Annotated in this window: 19 protein-coding genes and 1 riboswitch; of the genes, 6 read left to right on the top strand and 13 right to left on the bottom strand. The window is 52.9% G+C overall.

Annotated elements, in window-relative coordinates:
* Window positions 1-2: 2 nt before the first annotated feature.
* The 4 genes from moaD to moaA form a co-directional block, all read right to left on the bottom strand.
* A complete protein-coding gene (gene moaD, locus MYB54_RS13870) occupies window positions 3-248 on the bottom strand; it encodes a molybdopterin synthase sulfur carrier subunit (RefSeq protein WP_010280925.1) in 246 nt (81 codons plus the stop codon).
* Window positions 245-739 carry a cyclic pyranopterin monophosphate synthase MoaC gene (gene moaC / locus MYB54_RS13875; protein ID WP_039527353.1) on the bottom strand — a complete coding sequence of 165 codons (495 nt, stop codon included), beginning with the start codon at window positions 737-739 and terminating at the stop codon, window positions 245-247. Before moaC ends, moaD begins: the two co-directional genes overlap by 4 nt.
* 18 nt (window positions 740-757) lie before the next feature.
* Entirely contained in the window at window positions 758-1,276 is a 519-nt protein-coding gene (gene moaB / locus MYB54_RS13880) for a molybdenum cofactor biosynthesis protein B (RefSeq protein ID WP_014914917.1), read from the bottom strand.
* Between the two features lie 34 nt (window positions 1,277-1,310).
* Window positions 1,311-2,300 carry a GTP 3',8-cyclase MoaA gene (gene moaA / locus MYB54_RS13885; RefSeq protein WP_039288107.1) on the bottom strand — a complete coding sequence of 330 codons (990 nt, stop codon included), beginning with the start codon at window positions 2,298-2,300 and terminating at the stop codon, window positions 1,311-1,313.
* A riboswitch (molybdenum cofactor riboswitch) is annotated at window positions 2,288-2,436 on the bottom strand. (Overlaps the previous gene by 13 nt.)
* Window positions 2,437-2,722: 286 nt before the next feature.
* Here moaA and yvcK point away from each other — a divergent pair.
* Window positions 2,723-3,655, top strand: a complete 933-nt coding sequence (gene yvcK, locus MYB54_RS13890; protein WP_039527348.1) for a uridine diphosphate-N-acetylglucosamine-binding protein YvcK — start codon at window positions 2,723-2,725, stop codon at window positions 3,653-3,655.
* Here yvcK and MYB54_RS13895 read toward each other — a convergent pair.
* The 9 genes from MYB54_RS13895 to bioB form a co-directional block, all read right to left on the bottom strand.
* Window positions 3,631-4,062 carry a VOC family protein gene (locus MYB54_RS13895; RefSeq protein ID WP_248720911.1) on the bottom strand — a complete coding sequence of 144 codons (432 nt, stop codon included), beginning with the start codon at window positions 4,060-4,062 and terminating at the stop codon, window positions 3,631-3,633. The two genes, yvcK and MYB54_RS13895, sit on opposite strands and share 25 nt — an antisense overlap.
* A gap of 28 nt (window positions 4,063-4,090) precedes the next feature.
* Window positions 4,091-6,103, bottom strand: a complete 2,013-nt coding sequence (gene uvrB, locus MYB54_RS13900; protein ID WP_248720912.1) for an excinuclease ABC subunit UvrB — start codon at window positions 6,101-6,103, stop codon at window positions 4,091-4,093.
* 884 nt (window positions 6,104-6,987) lie between these two features.
* Window positions 6,988-7,416 (bottom strand): hypothetical protein, encoded by a 429-nt coding sequence (locus MYB54_RS13905; RefSeq protein WP_014914912.1) that lies wholly within the window; start codon window positions 7,414-7,416, stop codon window positions 6,988-6,990.
* On the bottom strand, window positions 7,417-8,109 hold the full coding sequence (locus tag MYB54_RS13910) for a hypothetical protein (protein ID WP_014914911.1): 693 nt from the start codon (window positions 8,107-8,109) through the stop codon (window positions 7,417-7,419).
* Between the two features lie 81 nt (window positions 8,110-8,190).
* Complete coding sequence (locus tag MYB54_RS13915) at window positions 8,191-8,670, bottom strand: Hcp family type VI secretion system effector (RefSeq protein WP_014914910.1); 480 nt, start codon at window positions 8,668-8,670, stop codon at window positions 8,191-8,193.
* 274 nt (window positions 8,671-8,944) lie between these two features.
* Window positions 8,945-9,625, bottom strand: coding sequence for a dethiobiotin synthase (gene bioD, locus MYB54_RS13920; protein ID WP_248720913.1), 681 nt, complete (start codon window positions 9,623-9,625; stop codon window positions 8,945-8,947).
* On the bottom strand, window positions 9,618-10,379 hold the full coding sequence (bioC, locus tag MYB54_RS13925; protein WP_248720914.1) for a malonyl-ACP O-methyltransferase BioC: 762 nt from the start codon (window positions 10,377-10,379) through the stop codon (window positions 9,618-9,620). Before bioC ends, bioD begins: the two co-directional genes overlap by 8 nt.
* A complete protein-coding gene (gene bioF / locus MYB54_RS13930) occupies window positions 10,360-11,517 on the bottom strand; it encodes an 8-amino-7-oxononanoate synthase (protein ID WP_248720915.1) in 1,158 nt (385 codons plus the stop codon). Before bioF ends, bioC begins: the two co-directional genes overlap by 20 nt.
* A gap of 39 nt (window positions 11,518-11,556) precedes the next feature.
* Window positions 11,557-12,594, bottom strand: a complete 1,038-nt coding sequence (gene bioB / locus MYB54_RS13935; RefSeq protein WP_010280900.1) for a biotin synthase BioB — start codon at window positions 12,592-12,594, stop codon at window positions 11,557-11,559.
* A gap of 95 nt (window positions 12,595-12,689) precedes the next feature.
* Between bioB and bioA the strand changes: the two genes are divergently transcribed.
* The 5 genes from bioA (at window position 12,690) to cdd (ending at window position 17,458) form a co-directional block, all read left to right on the top strand.
* A complete protein-coding gene (bioA, locus tag MYB54_RS13940; protein ID WP_014914905.1) occupies window positions 12,690-13,994 on the top strand; it encodes an adenosylmethionine--8-amino-7-oxononanoate transaminase in 1,305 nt (434 codons plus the stop codon).
* Window positions 13,995-14,270: 276 nt separating this feature from the next.
* Window positions 14,271-15,065, top strand: coding sequence for a GH12 family glycosyl hydrolase domain-containing protein (locus MYB54_RS13945; RefSeq protein ID WP_248720916.1), 795 nt, complete (start codon window positions 14,271-14,273; stop codon window positions 15,063-15,065).
* Between the two features lie 226 nt (window positions 15,066-15,291).
* Complete coding sequence (locus tag MYB54_RS13950; protein WP_010303345.1) at window positions 15,292-15,699, top strand: CidA/LrgA family protein; 408 nt, start codon at window positions 15,292-15,294, stop codon at window positions 15,697-15,699.
* On the top strand, window positions 15,699-16,394 hold the full coding sequence (locus MYB54_RS13955) for a CidB/LrgB family autolysis modulator (RefSeq protein ID WP_010280886.1): 696 nt from the start codon (window positions 15,699-15,701) through the stop codon (window positions 16,392-16,394). The genes MYB54_RS13950 and MYB54_RS13955 overlap by 1 nt, the downstream gene beginning before the upstream one ends.
* 173 nt (window positions 16,395-16,567) lie before the next feature.
* A complete protein-coding gene (gene cdd, locus MYB54_RS13960; protein WP_248720917.1) occupies window positions 16,568-17,458 on the top strand; it encodes a cytidine deaminase in 891 nt (296 codons plus the stop codon).
* The last annotated feature ends 120 nt before the right edge of the window (window positions 17,459-17,578 follow it).

Below are 17,578 nucleotides of genomic sequence, written 5' to 3' on the forward strand. Positions count from 1 at the left end.
GATCAACCTCCCGTTACCGGTGGGAAAAACGCCACTTCATCGCCGTCCTGTAACGGATGCGTGAGCTCAACCAGCGACTGGTTCACCGCAGCCAGCAATTTGCCGGACTCCAGCGCCAGCGCCCAGCGTGCGCCACGTTGGCATAGCGCCTGCCGGACGTCTTCTACGGTGGCATACTCAGCAGGCAGCGACAGGCTGTCTGTCTCGATCAGCTCACGAACTTGTGCAAAAAACAGAATCTTGATCATGCGCCCTCCGCCGTAAAGTCGCCGGATTTGCCGCCGCTTTTCGCCAGCAGACGCACCGGACCAATCACCATGTCTTTCTGCACGGCCTTGCACATGTCATAGATGGTCAGCGCGGCGACGGAGGCCGCCGTCAGTGCTTCCATCTCCACGCCGGTTTTCCCCGTCAGACGACACACGGATTCAATGCGAACCCGATTGTGCTCCGGCTGCGCTTCCAGCTCGACAGCGACTTTGCTCAGCAGCAGCGGGTGACAAAGCGGAATCAGTTCCCAGGTCCGTTTCGCCGCCTGAATGCCGGCGATGCGTGCGGTGGCGAACACATCGCCCTTGTGGTGGCTGCCGGCAATAATCATTGCCAGCGTCTGCGGTGCCATTTCAACGAAGGCTTCCGCGCGGGCTTCGCGCACGGTTTCAACTTTGGTGGACACATCCACCATCGCGGCTTCACCAGCGGCGTTAATGTGGGTCAATTGTGGCTTAGATGATGACATAATGAATAAGGCTTACCGTTAAGAGGTTTTTTTCACGTGCGGGTAAAAATTGCACGGCTTCTGGCGCGCATCCAGCTGTTCCTGAATGATGCGTTCCCATGCGGTTCGACAGGCACGAGTTGAACCCGGCATAGCGAAAATCACCGTCTGGTTAGCCAGACCGGCAAGCGCACGGGATTGCAGCGTCGCCGTACCAATATCTTCGTACGACACCATGCGAAACAGCTCGCCGAAACCTTCAATTTCCCGATCGAACAAGACGCCAATGGCTTCCGGCACCACATCCCCTGCGGTAAAACCCGTCCCACCATTAATCAAAATGCCCTGCACGTCGTCACTGGCAATCCACGCCGATACCCGTGCCCGAATCTGGTACAGGTTCTCTTTCACGATGGCGCTGTCGACGATGTGGTGCCCCGCAGACTGCGCCGCTTCACGCAGATAGTCGCCGGAGGTGTCATCTTCCGCCGTACGGCGTTCGGAAACGGTCAGAACCGCAAGATTGAGAGAAACAAATTCGCTGCTGACTTTGCTCATGTCAGGCTCCTTTAAGAATCAGTGATGTCGCGGATTAACCGCCGATAAATGACAGGTTTTGCGTGATGCCGCTATTCCCTTCATGCAGGAAATGGGTCTGCTTCTTCGTCGATAATCCACCCGAGATACGCATTTTCAAATCATCGAGGTGACGATCGTCAGCCAGTAAATCGCGCAGTGGGATACCCTGTTCGCCAAAGAGACACAGGTGAAGATTCCCTATGGCCGAGACTCGCAGGCGGTTACAGCTCAGGCAGAAATCTTTCTCATACGGCATAATCAGCCCGATTTCGCCCTGATAGTCAGGATGGCTGAACACCTGCGCCGGGCCGTCGCTGCGTGCACGTTGCTGCTGCTGCCAGCCTTGCTGCAACAGTTGCTGGCGGATCACCTCGCCGGAAACATGGTGGCGGCGAAACAGATCGCCTCCTTCTCCGGTTTCCATCAGCTCAATAAAGCGTAGTTGAATCGGGCGGTGTTTAATCCAGTCGAGAAAGGTTTGCAGGCTGCCCGCGTTCACATCACGCATCAGCACCGTGTTAACTTTGACCTTGGCAAAGCCACAGTCAAAGGCAGCGTCGATGCCATCCATCACCTGCCGGAATTTGTCCTGCCCGGTAATCGCATGAAACTGGCGTGCATCCAGACTGTCCACGCTCACGTTCAGCGCCGTTAGCCCTGCATCGCGCCACTGTGCAACGTCCCGCGCAAGGCGATAGCCGTTGGTCGTGACCGCCAGCGTGCGAATCGCGGGGTTTTCACGAATGGCTGCGATGATATCGACAAAGTCACGGCGCAAAGACGGTTCACCACCGGTGAGGCGGACTTTTTCCGTCCCTAATTCGGCAAAGGCGCGGCTGACGCGACGAATTTCATCGAGTGATAAAAAGCGATGTGGATTAGTGCCATTGGCCTGATAACCATCCGGCAGACAGTAGGTACAGCGAAAATTGCAGACGTCTGTGATAGACAGACGCAAATAGTAGAACTTGCGCGCAAACGCATCAGTCAGTTGACTCACCATAAACACCTTTCCAAATTCGGGAGATGCAGGCATTTCTGCCTCGCACCCTGGTGACCGCGAAGGCCACGGCCAGGGCACCGTATCACGCGCACTACGCGCATCACTTAGGCACCAAGGCTAGGAGTTTGATTCAGCTCAGTTATCCGTTAAACAGCAGCGAGATAACCGATCAGGAATCGTGATTTCATTAAGCAGTCTACTGCGAAAAAGCACAGTCAACCACTCTCAAAATCGATATATAAATAAATATATAGCGAATTTTCAATATCTTATGGTGTACAGCATACGGAAAAATACGCGGCAGAAATTGTCTCAGGTCATGCCTGCGTGAGGATTTTTCGCGTTTTAAGGTGAAATCAGCTACCTTAGCGACAATTGTCACACGTTATTCATATTCCTCTGACTCATTCATAAGGTTTTCTATGCGCAATCGCACGTTGGCCGACCTCGACAGGGTTGTCGCACTCGGAGGTGGACACGGTTTAGGTCGTGTGATGTCTTCGCTCTCTTCCCTGGGTTCACGGCTAACCGGCATTGTCACGACGACAGATAACGGCGGCTCGACTGGCCGCATCCGTCGTTCTGAAGGCGGTATTGCCTGGGGCGATACCCGCAACTGCCTGAATCAACTCATTACGACGCCCAGCGTGGCATCTGCGATGTTTGAGTATCGGTTTAACGGTAACGGGGAACTGGCCGGACACAATCTGGGTAACCTGATGCTAAAAGCGCTCGACCACCTGAGCGTGCGACCGCTGGAAGCCATTAACCTGATTCGCAACCTGCTCAAAGTGGACGCTTTTTTAATTCCGATGTCCGAGCATCCTGTCGATTTAATGGCAATTGATGAACAGGGCAACCCCGTTTATGGTGAAGTCGAGATCGATCAGTTGGCAGCCTTGCCACAAGATTTGATGCTGTACCCGACGGTGCAGGCCACGCGCGAGGCGATTGATGCCATCGCAAAGGCTGACCTGATTTTGATTGGTCCCGGCAGCTTTCTGACCAGCCTGATGCCGCTGTTGCTGCTAGATGATCTGACACAGGCGCTCCGCCGCACGCCAGCCCCCATGGTGTACATCGGCAATCTGGGCAGCGAGCAGAGCAACCCCGCTGCCCGCCTGACGCTGGTGGAGAAGCTATCCTGGATTGAACACAAGGTAGGGAAACCCGTGGTTGATGCTGCGATTGTCGGTCCAAAAGTCGATATCAGCCAGATTGGCGACCGGCTGGTCGTGCAGCAGGCGCTGGCAGCAGAAGATGTTCCTCACCATCACGACCGTGAGTTACTGCGCCAGGCCATCGATCGTGCGCTACAGCTGTTGGGCTCTCAACCCCGCAACCACGGCGTATAAGTCACGCCAATCAGAATGCCTTCGGGACTCAGGAAACGCGTGACCTGCTGTCCCCAAGGTTCAAGACGGTTTTCCACCAGCAACACATAGCCTTGCGCTTTCAGCGTGCTGGTCGCTTCCACCATGTCAGTCACTTCGAACTCCAGCCAGCTTTGCGGTTCAGGAAGATCCGTAGGCCAACTTCCGTGCCCAAAACAGGACTCGCTAGCCTGTGACAGCGGCCACAACGCGAAATGCTTCACGCCCCCCATCTCATCGCTCACCAGATAGTCGCTCCCTTCCGCAACGGGCTTCAGCGGCAGCTTCAGCGTATCAACATAGAGCGCATGGCTGGCAGAAAGCGATTTCACGATCGGCCCAAAACCCGCCACAAACAGCACTTCTACACCCGGTATAGTCTGATCCATCATTGATCCTCAGTGAGCGCTTGCATCGTTAAGATACAGCGATAAATTGTGCGCGCAGTGCTTGTACTTCATCGCGTAGCGCAGCTGCCTCTTCAAATTCAAGGTTCTGCGCGTGCGTCAACATCTTGCTTTCCAACTCGCGGATTTTCAGCTCCAGCGCCTTCGGCGTCATAAGTTCATAGCGTACTGCTGGCTCTGCCGCTTTACGATTGCCACGCCCTTTGCCTTTGTTCGTCGGCTGCCCCAACTGCAGGATATCGGAAATCTTCTTATTGATTCCCTGCGGCACAATGCCGTGCTCGGCGTTGTAGGCTTCCTGCTTCTCGCGGCGACGCTCCGTTTCACCAATCGCTTTTGCCATTGATGCCGTAATCTTGTCGCCGTAGAGAATGGCTTTGCCGCGCAGGTTACGTGCCGCACGGCCAATCGTCTGGATCAGGGAACGTTCAGAGCGCAAGAAGCCCTCTTTGTCGGCATCCAGAATCGCCACCAGCGACACTTCAGGCATATCCAGTCCTTCACGCAGCAGGTTGATACCCACCAGCACGTCGAACTCACCAAGGCGCAAATCACGGATGATTTCCACACGCTCGACGGTATCGATATCCGAGTGCAGATAACGTACCCGCTCACCGTGTTCTTCCAGATACTCCGTCAGGTCTTCCGCCATTCGCTTGGTCAGCGTGGTGACCAGTACCCGTTCGTTAATCGCGGCACGCAGACGAATTTCGGAAAGCAGATCGTCCACCTGTGTTGCGACAGGCCGCACTTCGATGATGGGATCGAGCAATCCGGTGGGACGCACCACCTGATCGATCACTTCACCGCCCGATTTTTCCAATTCATAGTTACCCGGCGTCGCAGAGACGTAGATCGTCTGTGGAGCCAGCGCTTCAAATTCTTCAAATTTCATCGGTCGGTTATCCAGCGCCGAAGGCAGCCGGAAACCATATTCGACCAGCGTCTCTTTACGCGCGCGGTCACCGCGATACATACCGCCGATCTGAGGAACCGTGACGTGGGATTCATCGATGACCAGCAGCCCGTCTGCAGGCAGATAGTCAAACAGCGTCGGTGGCGGCTCGCCGGGACCGCGACCAGAAAGGTAGCGCGAGTAGTTTTCGATACCGGAGCAGTAGCCCAGTTCGTTCATCATCTCCAGATCAAACTGCGTGCGCTGACTCAGCCGCTGCTCTTCCACCAGTTTGTCATTGGCCAGCAGCACCTTTTTACGGTCGGCCAGTTCAACCTTGATGTCTTCCATCGCCTGCAAAATACGCTCACGCGGCGTGACGTAGTGCGTTTTCGGATAGATGGTATAGCGCGGCACCGTCTGGAGGACATGCCCCGTCAGCGGGTCAAACAGCGACAGCCGCTCCACTTCCTCATCGAACAGTTCAACACGCAGCGCGATTTCGTCAGATTCCGCAGGGAAGATATCGATCACCTCACCACGCACGCGGAACGTACCGCGCTGAAACGCCTGATCATTGCGTGAATACTGTAATTCGGCCAGGCGTCGCAAAATAGCGCGCTGGTCAATCAGCATGCCCTGCGTCAGGTGCAGCATCATTTTCAGATAGAGATCGGGATCGCCCAGACCGTAGATCGCGGATACCGAGGCCACGACGATCACATCGCGCCGCTCTAGCAGCGCTTTTGTCGCGGAAAGGCGCATCTGTTCGATATGTTCGTTAACCGACGCGTCTTTTTCGATGAAGGTATCCGAGCTTGGAACGTAAGCTTCTGGCTGATAATAGTCGTAGTACGACACGAAGTACTCGACGGCATTATCAGGAAAGAATTCTTTCATTTCGCCATACAGCTGAGCTGCCAGCGTTTTATTCGGTGCCAACATCATCGTCGGCCGATTGAGGTCGGCAATCACGTTGGCGATCGTGAACGTCTTACCTGAACCTGTTACCCCGAGCAGCGTTTGGTGCGCTAACCCGTCTTCCAGGCCCTCTTTTAAACGACGAATGGCCTCAGGCTGATCGCCTGCCGGTTTAAAGTCGGAATTCAGTGTAAATACTTTACTCATCGTTAAGCACGCTACTTATCGTTATTACCCATCGCGCAATGCGATGTTCGTGGGTGGATGCTCGGAGGCAGGTAAAAGGCACAGACTGACGATTTCAGGCACGGCAGCGAGGTGTCATCGTCATCCCTCGTCGTACCGTTATCACCCTGACAGCGACGACACTGACAGGTGTGACACGCGATGCTTTATTTTGAATGCCAATGACGAAATTCGCCACCGCAATGATACTGGATATAAAAACAGCATCAAGGAAATTATCTCTGGATTGGATGATTAATCGACAAATGAATTTGCTAGCACATTCATATTCAATCTACCAGATAAAATCATCATCATTTATCCCCAGATTTGGTAAAAATGTAACATGCGGAGATGCCCGATGACGTTAATTTATGCAACTACGCCCCATTGATGTTCAAGACGCTTGATTTTACTTAAGCATATGATAATAAATAGATTATCAAAACCGTGGAGAATAGCGTCAACCTGGCGACAACCCGCGCCAGCTCTCGGTTAGGGCGCGTTGTCTATCCATAATACACATAGTTATCCACAGAAATGGTGGATAACTCCCACAACCCCGCATCAGCACTGAGTTAGAGAAATACCCGCTTCATTCGCGATTCCCCCTGATATGGATTTTCTTCACACTCTTTCTGTGATTTATCGCATAAGTATTAGACGGAAAAAGACTAAAAACAGCAGAGGGCTAAATCGCAACAATTCAGGCATGACGGGGAGTTAGGGGAAAACTCAAGAAGGTTTTAGCTATTAATCGGCATGAAAATGTAGGTTTTACACTCATGAAACAGATGCCAGTAAAAAACAACAAAAACCGGTGCTTGATTAAACGCAGGCGAAGGGTTTGCTAAAAACGCTCATATCTACAACGTTCGCAACAGTACCACCTGCATACCAACCATCTTTCTTTCCTGATCCACAGAGAGCACGATTCTCTTGGTGCTATCTTTACTCAGCCACTCTTCCCAGCCTTGTTCTACCTTTTCACGGGTACAACCGATTGAAATAAGATAGTTCCTTAGAGACGCTATATCCGTGGTGTCTTCAAAATGAACCGCGCTCACTTCCGAGCCAGGCCCCTCTGGAGGAGCATGCACAAACTGGTAAACCGTCGATATCCGCGGTGCATCTTTGACTATCTCATCAGTGAGGTCGTCGTAAAGAGCTTTATCTTCCATGGTATAGTATTCAATACCATCTAATTGAAAGAAAAAGATAAAAAAGAACAACAGCAGCCCCACGACAGCACAGGTAATGATCAAATTCCGCAGCAAACGATATAGCGTCGCCATTTATCCTCCAAAATAGCGCAGAATCACTTCGGATCCATCATCAACCGCAATACCCACCTTTTCAGACGGAACCGGAGCATAAGGCTTTATTGCCGTCATAAATGCAGGCAACACGCCGAAATAGGGCCGTGCATTAGGATTTTTCTCCGGATCGGGGAAGAGCAGTGGCCGGAATGATTGATTCTTAAACGCACCGATAGGGCCGTAAAAATCCCAGCGTTTTAATGCCTCGTCCCTGCTAATCGGCTTAAGCTCAGAGAAATAATGCATACCATCAACAGCCCGATAAAAGCCCAATAAGTCTGAGACTAAATCTTCGCCGCTAAACCCGCTGTCTGTGAGAAAGTTAAACGGAAAGCTCCCCTGTAGTCCCTCAAAGCGATAAGCGACTTTCATCATCATAGCTAACGTGATGCTGAACTGCTCGCTACGCGATACGCCTTTTTTGATGCGCCAGACGGTATATTTAGATGCACCGATTCTTTTCCTAAATTTCCGCATATCTTGAAAATATGTCACATCATAATAAGGCTTGTCTCCACTCTCACCTGCCTCAAATTGAAGTAGTAACGTTCTGATATCGTCGCCTTGGGCATGACCTAAATCAACCCAACCAAGCACTTCGGTATAGACCAATCCATAAGTTAGCGACGTTGCCGCAGAGCCATCCACAATATCCGAACGTTTACTCATAAAACCCTCAATGTGTCCTTATTTACGGACTGCAGCACAGGAAAATAGAAACAGCCAGAACAAAATGAATCAGTCATCACTTCACATAACGGTATCTTGCCAGAACAGATAGGAACTGGTGCGTGCAGCCACATGTTCCCATTCAATGGTGTGAAATTTAAAAGAAACACTTTCGCTCGGTTGCAAATCGTTGTGCGTTAAAGAATTAGGATACACAGCATTGATGCCAGAAATAATTCCGCCTAATAACCTTATTTTAAAATACAGCTCATTGCCGCCCGCCATGGCTGTCCGATAAAGAGAGAGTTCACAGGTTAACTTTTCTTTATCACCCAGAGCCTGGGATAATAGCGGCGTTGATTTATCGATGGGCTTTCTGATTTGGAGGGGATAGAATGAAACGTTATCTTCGCGCATAACGCTGGTATTTAATTCATAAACAAAAATCTCATCTTCGTGTCCAGACTGATGCAGGTTTCCTATCGACGCCATGGTGGAGCACCCTGCTGATATCAATCCTTGTTTATCGCCATTAAGTGAAAGATAAATAATATTCGCCATGATACGTTCCTTGAATCACGTTAGTTGTTCGCATAAATATTTTTAATAAAAACACATCTAATAAAACAAATGTTGCGATATTTATTCTATCACCATTATTTCATGAACGACCAGACATTAATGAAATGTAGCTTTTAAAAAAGAAATGGATTAATGCTTCCATTAAGAATACCGCATTAACCCATTAAATGAGGAAATAATAAATAACGCTATTATCATTTGGCATGAAATAATCAGTCAATATTAAAAATACCCCGATTTTTAATGGCGTTACTCATTTCGCTAATAGCCCAATATCAACGTATTGTCCCAAATCATGCTGCTGAAGATCCAGTACATAAGGAATTTCGCCCAGCATCGGCGCGGGCAGGCGCTGTTGCAACGTTTGCAGATACGGCTGGTGCCATTTTCCGGGTGGCGTGATGTCATTAGCAATCCAGCCGCCAAGGCGCAGGCCCGCGTGTTGAATGGCGTGGGCCGTTAACATCGCGTGGTTGATACAACCCAACTTGATGCCGACCACCAAAATCACGGGAAGCTGTTCCTGTACCACCCAGTCAGCAAACGTATCCTGCTCTGACAGCGGCGTAAACCACCCGCCAGCGCCTTCGACCAGCAGCCAGTCTGCCTGCGTTTCTAATGCCCGTAGCCCTGCGGACAACGCTGGGAGATGGATAGGCCGCTGCTCCACCGCACTGATAATATGCGGTGACGTCGGTTCCATAAACGCCAGCGGGTTCACCGCCTGATACTCCAGCCGGACGCTGCTATTGGCCTGAAGCGCCAGCGCATCGCTGTTGCGAATGCCATCGGCCGTCATTTCACAGCCGGACGCCACGGGTTTATAGCCTGCGGTACGGTATCCTGCCTGATTCGCAGCCTGAAGTAGCGCCGTACTCGCAACCGTTTTCCCGACTTCGGTATCCGTGCCCGTCACAAACCAGCGCTCAATCACGATAAATCACTCCATAAACCAGTTGATAGCTGAGCGGGTAGCCGCCCTGCTCTTGCGGATAATGGGCAGACAACGCCGCCAGACGTGTCCGGCTCAATAGTCCCGGCGTACGCCCTTCGTGCAGCCAGGTCGCGCCAATCCCCTTCAGCGATTTCATCAACGTCAATACATCGGGAAAAAGGCAGACTTCACGTTCTTGAACTAAATGATGCCGGTATGGCTGACAGGCCGCGTCGATAGCGGAGAGCGGCAGAAAGCGATTCGTCCGCTGTGTGCCGTCCAATCGCTGCCACGCCTGTGACAGTTCGCTTAAGGAACCGTCCGCCAGCGTCGCAAACGCAATCACGCCACCCGGCCGCGTAACCCGATACAGCTCGGCCAGCGCACGCGGTAGCGAGTCACACCACTGCACAGCCAGATTGCTATAGCTGATATCCACACAGCCATCCGCCAGCGGCAGATTTTCGATATCCCCTTCCTGATAGCAGTCTGCTGCGTCCAGTCCACGGGCATACGCCAGCATGTCTACCGATAAATCCAGCGCGGTCACATAGTGACCAGCCTGACGCCAATGGCGGCTAAAATGCCCGGTTCCGCACCCCGCATCCAGCACCTGTAGACCGCCGTGCGGCGGCATCAATGCCAGCAGACGTTCTCCGCTGGTACGTTGCAGCTCGGCAAAGCGATCGTAACACCCCGCCGCACGCCCAAACGCCTGCGCAATCGCCTGCTTGTTATAGTTTTCTGTCAGCATGGTGCAATACCGTAAGCAAACGACTGATATCTTCCGGCTGATGTTCCGCCGTTAGCGTAATCCGCAGACGGGCGCTGCCGACAGGTACTGTCGGCGGGCGCATCGCACTGACCCACACGCCCTGTTCACGCAGTTGGCTCATCAGGGCCAATGCCCGCGCGTTCTCACCGACAATCAGCGGCTGAATCGCACTCTGTGAATCCATCAGTTGATAGGTGGAGTTGGAAAAAACCGCGCGGAACTGGGCGATGTTACGTCGTAGCGCCTCGCGCCGCGCGTCGCCCTGTCGGACACAGTTAACTGCCGTACTCAGCGCACAGGCCTGTGCAGCAGGCATCGAGGTGCTGTAAATCAAATGACGAGCGAATTGTAGGAAATACTCGGCCAGCGGTTCCGCGCACAGTACCGCCGCGCCGCTCACTCCGAACGCCTTGCCAAACGTGACAATCAGCAGTTCGGGTTTAACGTCCTGTTGCCAACAGCTGCCGCGACCTTCATCACCCAGCACGCCAATCCCGTGTGCATCGTCCACCATCAGCCAGGCATCGTGCGCTCGACACTGAGCTTGCAGCGCAGACAGCGGCGCAGTATCGCCATCCATGCTGAAAACGCCTTCGGTCACCACCAGCGTCTGACCGCCCGTCGGTTTTTCCAGCAGAGTTTGCAGGCTATCGACCTGATTGTGTTTAAAGCGGCGCAGCGTCGCGGGTGACTGTGCAGCCGCTTCCAGCAGTGAAGCGTGGCTGAGCTTATCGGCAAAAATACGGTCTTCCGCCTGTGCCAGCGCAGCCACCACCGCCTGATTCGCGGCATAGCCGGAAATAAACAGCAGCGCGCGCGGGTAGCCCAGCCAGTCGGCAAGCTGATTTTCCAGCGCGGCATGGGCATCGGTATATCCCGTCACATGCCCGGAACCGCCGCTGCCAATACCGTATTGCTCAGCGCCCTGCTGCCAGGCGCGCACAATCTCCGGGTGGTGACTCAGCCCCAGATAGTCGTTGCTGGAAAAATTCAGGTAGCAGCGGTCGCCCTGCATCAGCCAGCGCCCGCTACCGCCTTGATTCACCCGCCGCACACGGTAGGCATCATCGCGCTGGCGTTGTACCAGCGCGGCGTCAATACGTTGCTGCCAGCTCATGATGCAGCGCGCCTTGCCCGACGATTTGCAGGCTGGACGTTATACCGCAGCATTATAAAACTGCTCGCTATCAGCGTTAATCAGCTGTTCCGCCAACCGCTGTTGCTGTTGGTTATCTCCGTACTCGGTCCCCGTCTGCTGCGGATTCAGACCTAATTTGAGGAACAGCGCCAGATCTTTGTCTTCTTTGGGGTTTGGCGTGGTAAGCAGTTTGCAGCCGTAGAAAATGGAGTTCGCGCCGGCCATAAAACACATCGCCTGCGTTTGCTCACTCATCTGCTCGCGTCCGGCAGACAGGCGCACATAGGAGGCTGGCATCATGATGCGCGCAACAGCAATAGTCCGAATAAAATCAAACGGATCGACATCATCGTTATCCGCCAGCGGCGTACCTTTCACCTTCACCAGCATGTTGATCGGCACGCTTTCCGGCGGCGTCGGCAGGTTAGCCAGTTGCACCAGCAGCCCGGCGCGGTCGCGCACGGTTTCCCCCAACCCAACGATGCCACCGGAACAGACTTTAATGCCCGCGCCGCGCACTTTATCCAGCGTATCCAGACGTTCCTGATACGTACGAGTGGTGATGATGCTGCCGTAAAATTCCGGCGAGGTATCGAGGTTATGGTTATAGAAATCCAGTCCGGCAGAGGCCAAACGCTCGGCCTGATCGTTGTGCAGCGTCCCCAGCGTCATGCAGGTTTCCATTCCCATCGCTTTCACGCCTTGCACCATCTGTTCCAGATACGGCATGTCACGCTCGTGCGGGTTTTTCCACGCCGCCCCCATACAAAAGCGCGTCGATCCTGCGGCTTTCGCCTGACGGGCCGACTCCAGCACCTGTTCAACCTGCATCAGGCGTTCGGTATCAATCCCGGTACGGTAGCGGGAACTTTGCGGACAATACTTACAGTCCTCAGGACAGGAACCGGTTTTGATCGACAGTAGCGTACTAACCTGCACCTGACGGGGATCAAAATGCTGACGGTGGATCTGCTGCGCTTCAAACATCAGTTCCAGAAAGGGTTTATTAAATAAGTCTTGCGCTTGCTCAAGCGTCCAGTACATGCGGTCAGCCACTTCGGCATCTCCAAACTAAAAACGTTTCGCCAGTGTAAATTAACCCGATATACTGTCAACCAAATAGAATCTATTTTGGTTTACGAAAGATCATCATGAGCCCGGAAGACATTGCTTTTGACCAGCGCCATATTTGGCATCCCTACACCTCAATGACCGAACCGCTGCCCTGCTATCCGGTCGTATCAGCCAGCGGCGTCGAGCTTCAGTTGGATGACGGGCGTCGCCTGATTGACGGTATGTCATCGTGGTGGGCAGCGATTCACGGTTACAACCATCCGACGATCAATCAGGCAGTGGAGGCTCAGCTCAGCCAGATGTCGCACGTGATGTTTGGCGGGATCACCCATCCGGCGGCGGTGGCGTTGTGCCGCCAACTGGTGGGCATCACGCCGGATGCGCTGGAATGCGTGTTTCTGGCGGATTCCGGCTCGGTAGCCGTCGAAGTGGCAATGAAAATGGCGCTGCAATATTGGCAAGCACGCGGTGAAACCCGTCAGCGCTTTCTCACCCTGCGTCATGGCTATCACGGCGACACCTTCGGTGCGATGTCCGTGTGCGATCCGCAAAATTCGATGCACAGCTTGTATCAGGGCTATCTGCCGACCCACCTGTTTATCGATGCGCCTCCATGCGCCGCGATCAACGAAGGCGGTTTTACCGACGACTGGCAGGAAGCGGATATCGCGCCGCTCCAGTCGATGCTGTCAGCGCACGCCCATGAGATCGCAGCCGTGATTCTGGAACCCATCGTGCAGGGTGCGGGCGGCATGCGCTTTTATCATCCGGCCTATCTGCGTCGGGTTCGGGAACTGTGCGATCAATGGGGGATCTTGCTGATTGCCGATGAGATCGCGACCGGATTTGGCCGCACCGGCAAACTGTTTGCCTGCGAACATGCGGAGATTTCACCCGATATTATGTGTCTGGGGAAAGCGCTTACCGGCGGTTATATGACGCTCTCCGCCACGCTGACCACTCGGACAGTTGCGGAAACCATCAGCAACGGCGCGGCGGGCTGTTTTATGCACGGCCCCACATTTATGGGCAATCCGCTCGCCTGCGCGGCAGCAAACGCCAGCTTATCGCTGCTGGCGCAGAACCGCTGGCAGGAGCAGGTCAAACAGATTGAACAGCAGCTGCGAGAAGCGCTGCAGCCCTGCGCGGATTCGCCGCTGGTGGCGAACGTTCGCGTACTGGGCGCTATCGGCGTGGTGGAAACGCAGCGTCTGGTTAATATGGCGCGACTACAGCGTTTCTTCGTCGAGCGCGGCGTCTGGATTCGTCCCTTTGGCCGACTTATTTATCTGATGCCGCCGTTTATCATTCAGCCTGATGAACTGCGTAAGCTGACCGATGCGGTCTGTGCCGCGATTCGTGATGAACGGCTATTTAAATAATCGGCAGCTCAAGGCGCACACTCCCGTGCGCCTTAACATCACTTTCCCTATTTTATGTCGTATCATCACTATTCATTACCGCTCTTATAATTATTTCATGAATAAGATTTTCATTTTATTCATGAGTAACACGTTAAATTATGCTGGTATCGAATGAAATAACAATAAACTGTTAAGCACACCACAGTTTATATTTAATCAGCCATAGACACTGACTAAATACGTGCTAAATTTCAGAGTGAAACATCCCGAGCATATATTAAAAGGAGATTTATTATGCTTATTATGAATACTCATTCGCCGCGTACTTTCCGCACCTTTCTCCCCGCAATTCTGTCTGTTTTATTACTCTCGCCCTTAACGGTTTCTGCCGCCAGTTCCTCAAAGGACGCAGATAAACTCTATTTTGAAAATAATAAATATTATGTATTCAATAACGTCTGGGGAAAAGATGAAGTAAAAGGGTGGCAGCAAACCGTTTTCTATAATAGCCCAACCAGCATGGGGTGGAACTGGCACTGGCCAAGCAGCAGCTCAAGCGTCAAAGCCTATCCGTCACTGGTAAGCGGCTGGCACTGGACTGCGGGCTATACGGCAAATAGCGGATTACCAATAAGATTATCCAGCAATAAGAGCATCACCAGCAACGTCACCTATTCCATCAAAGCCACAGGGACTTATAACGCGGCTTATGATATTTGGTTCCACACGACCGATAAAGCCAGTTGGGACACGGCTCCTACCGACGAATTGATGATCTGGCTAAATAATACCAATGCCGGCCCTGCGGGTGATTATATTGAAACGGTTTTCCTAGGCGGCAGCAGTTGGAACGTATTCAAAGGTTGGATCAATGCGGGTAATGGTAAAGGCTGGAATGTCTTTTCTTTTGTCCGCACATCCAATACTAATAACGCCTCGCTCAATATTCGCCATTTCACCAACTATCTGGTGGGAACCAAGAACTGGATGAGCAATACAAAATATATCAGTAGCGTTGAGTTTGGCACCGAGATCTTTAGCGGTGACGGACAGATCGACATCACTAAGTGGAGCGTAGACATCAAATAACAGCGCTGTCGCCGCCTTCATTTCTTCCGGTTCAGCCCCGTACCAATGCGATCGTCGGGGCTGAACCGAATTTATCCCACCCAACACGCCTTTTCATGCTCAGTCTGGACGGCCTTGTTCACCCTTTAAGCAGGCGAGTCTTCCCTTCCCCAACAAGATTCGTGAGCTGTGGCACGTCAATTCCATTAGCGTTATGATAATCCCCTCAGCTAATCAGGAATTTCCCATGCGTAATACGTTCATCGTGTGCTGGCAGTATTTACGCGCTTTCGCATTGATTTATCTCTGCCTGCTGGCAGGCAATGCGGTATCCGCGTTACTTCCGTTCACTATCCCCGGCAGTATCATCGGCATGCTGGTTTTGTTCACCCTTCTCGCCTCGCAAATTCTGCCCGCGCAGTGGGTAAAACCAGGTTGCCACCTGCTTATTCGTCACATGGCGCTGCTGTTCGTCCCAATCGGCGTCGGCGTGATGAATTATTACGATCTGGTCAGCCAACAGTTTGGCCCTATCGTCGTTTCCTGCCTGATCAGTACCTTTATTGTGATGTTGGTTGTGGGTTTCAGTACCCAGATAATGCAGCGTGAACGAGCCGTGGCTGGCGATCGTACGCCGCCGAAGGATAATGAATAATGTTCAGCTATTTGTGGTGGTCGCTGCCCCTCACTCTGATTGTCTTTTTCGCCGCGCGTAAACTGGCCGTGCTGACCCGGATTTCCCTGTTGAACCCGCTGCTGGTGTCGATGGCGATTATTATTCCGCTGCTGCTGGTATTGAAGATTCCCTACGAGCACTATTTTCAGGGCAGTAAAGTCCTTAACGATTTGCTGCAACCGGCGGTGGTCGCGCTGGCGTTCCCGCTTTATGAACAGCTGCACCAAATTCGCGCGCGCTGGAAGTCGATCATCAGCGTGTGCTTTATCGGTAGCCTGACTGCCATTATCTCCGGCACGCTGGTGGCGCTGTGGATGGGGGCATCGCCAGAAATCGCCGCCTCGGTGCTGCCTAAATCCGTCACCACGCCGATTGCGATGGCCGTCGCCAGCTCGATTGGCGGGATTCCGGCTATCAGCGCCGTCTGTGTGATTTTTGTCGGTATTCTCGGCGCAGTCTTAGGCCACAGTGTGTTCAACCGCATCGGTATTAAAACTAAAGCCGCGCGTGGGCTGTCGATGGGTACCGCCTCACACGCACTCGGTACGGCGCGCTGTGCAGAGGTTGACTATCAGGAAGGTGCATTCAGTTCGCTGGCGCTGGTCATCTGCGGGATCATCACGTCGCTGATTGCGCCGCTCATCTTCCCTCTACTCTTGCACGTCGCAGGCTGAATCTAGCGGGAGATGGTGCGTGCCTCGCATCGCCCCGCCATAAAATTGAGATACATCTCGCATTTAGCAGTTAATTTGCATCCCTTTCATTCAACAAAGAGATTTTGATCACAATTTATTGCTACTCTGCTACCTAACATGACGCCATTGACGGGTAAAAAGAGTACGCCGATATGCATCCACGATTTGAAAACGCCTTCCAGCAATTACCTGCCAGTCTGCAAGCCGCGATCGGTCCCTTGATCGATAAACCCGATTTCGCCGCCATGCTCACCGCAGACGACGTGAATGCCGTCTGCGAAGCCAGCCAGCTAGACGCCGACGCGTTGGCCTTTGCGCTATTGCCTCTGGCCGCTGCCTGCGCACAAGCGCCTATCTCGAATTTTCAGGTTGGCGCAATTGCGCAAGGGCTCAGTGGCAATTTCTACTTTGGTGCCAACATGGAGTTCAGCGCGGTTCAGTTGCAGCAAACGGTGCATGCCGAACAAAGCGCTGTCAGCCACGCCTGGATGCGCAATGAGCGTGGATTGCGAGCCGTGACCGTGAACTACACGCCATGCGGCCACTGTCGTCAGTTTATGAATGAATTGCGTAATGCCGCGTCGCTACGCATTCAACTGCCGGGTCGCCAGCCTGCGGTGCTCAGCCACTATCTGCCGGATTCCTTTGGCCCCGTCGATCTGCACATCGATACCTTACTGATGGATGACGTCAACCACGGCGTAACCTTGCAGAATGTGAACGCGCTTGCACGTCGGGCGCTGGATGCCGCCAACCGTAGCCACGCGCCCTATAGCAAAGCCATCAGCGGCATTGCGCTGGAAACCTCAAGTGGCAACATTTATACCGGACGCTACGCAGAAAATGCGGCATTCAACCCGAGCCTGCCGCCTTTGCAAGTTGCATTGAATCTGATGAACCTTGCTGGTGACGAACCGTGCACCATTAAACACGCGGCTGTCGTTGAGCGTCGTCATGCGGTTGTCAGCCACTGGGCCATTTCGCAAATTATGCTGGCTGAATTGGGCTGTACCGACATTGAACATCACTTTATTGAGGAATAACGGCAGAGGTCAGCACAGGATTTCAGCAAAGAGAAGTGTGAGAAACGAGAGGTGAATCGATAAAGCCTGCATTTTGACTAAGATGCAAGCCATCTGTAACTATTTAAATTAACAATTCCT

Source organism: Pectobacterium nicotianae (genome assembly GCF_023272715.1).
Classification (GTDB): domain Bacteria; phylum Pseudomonadota; class Gammaproteobacteria; order Enterobacterales; family Enterobacteriaceae; genus Pectobacterium; species Pectobacterium brasiliense.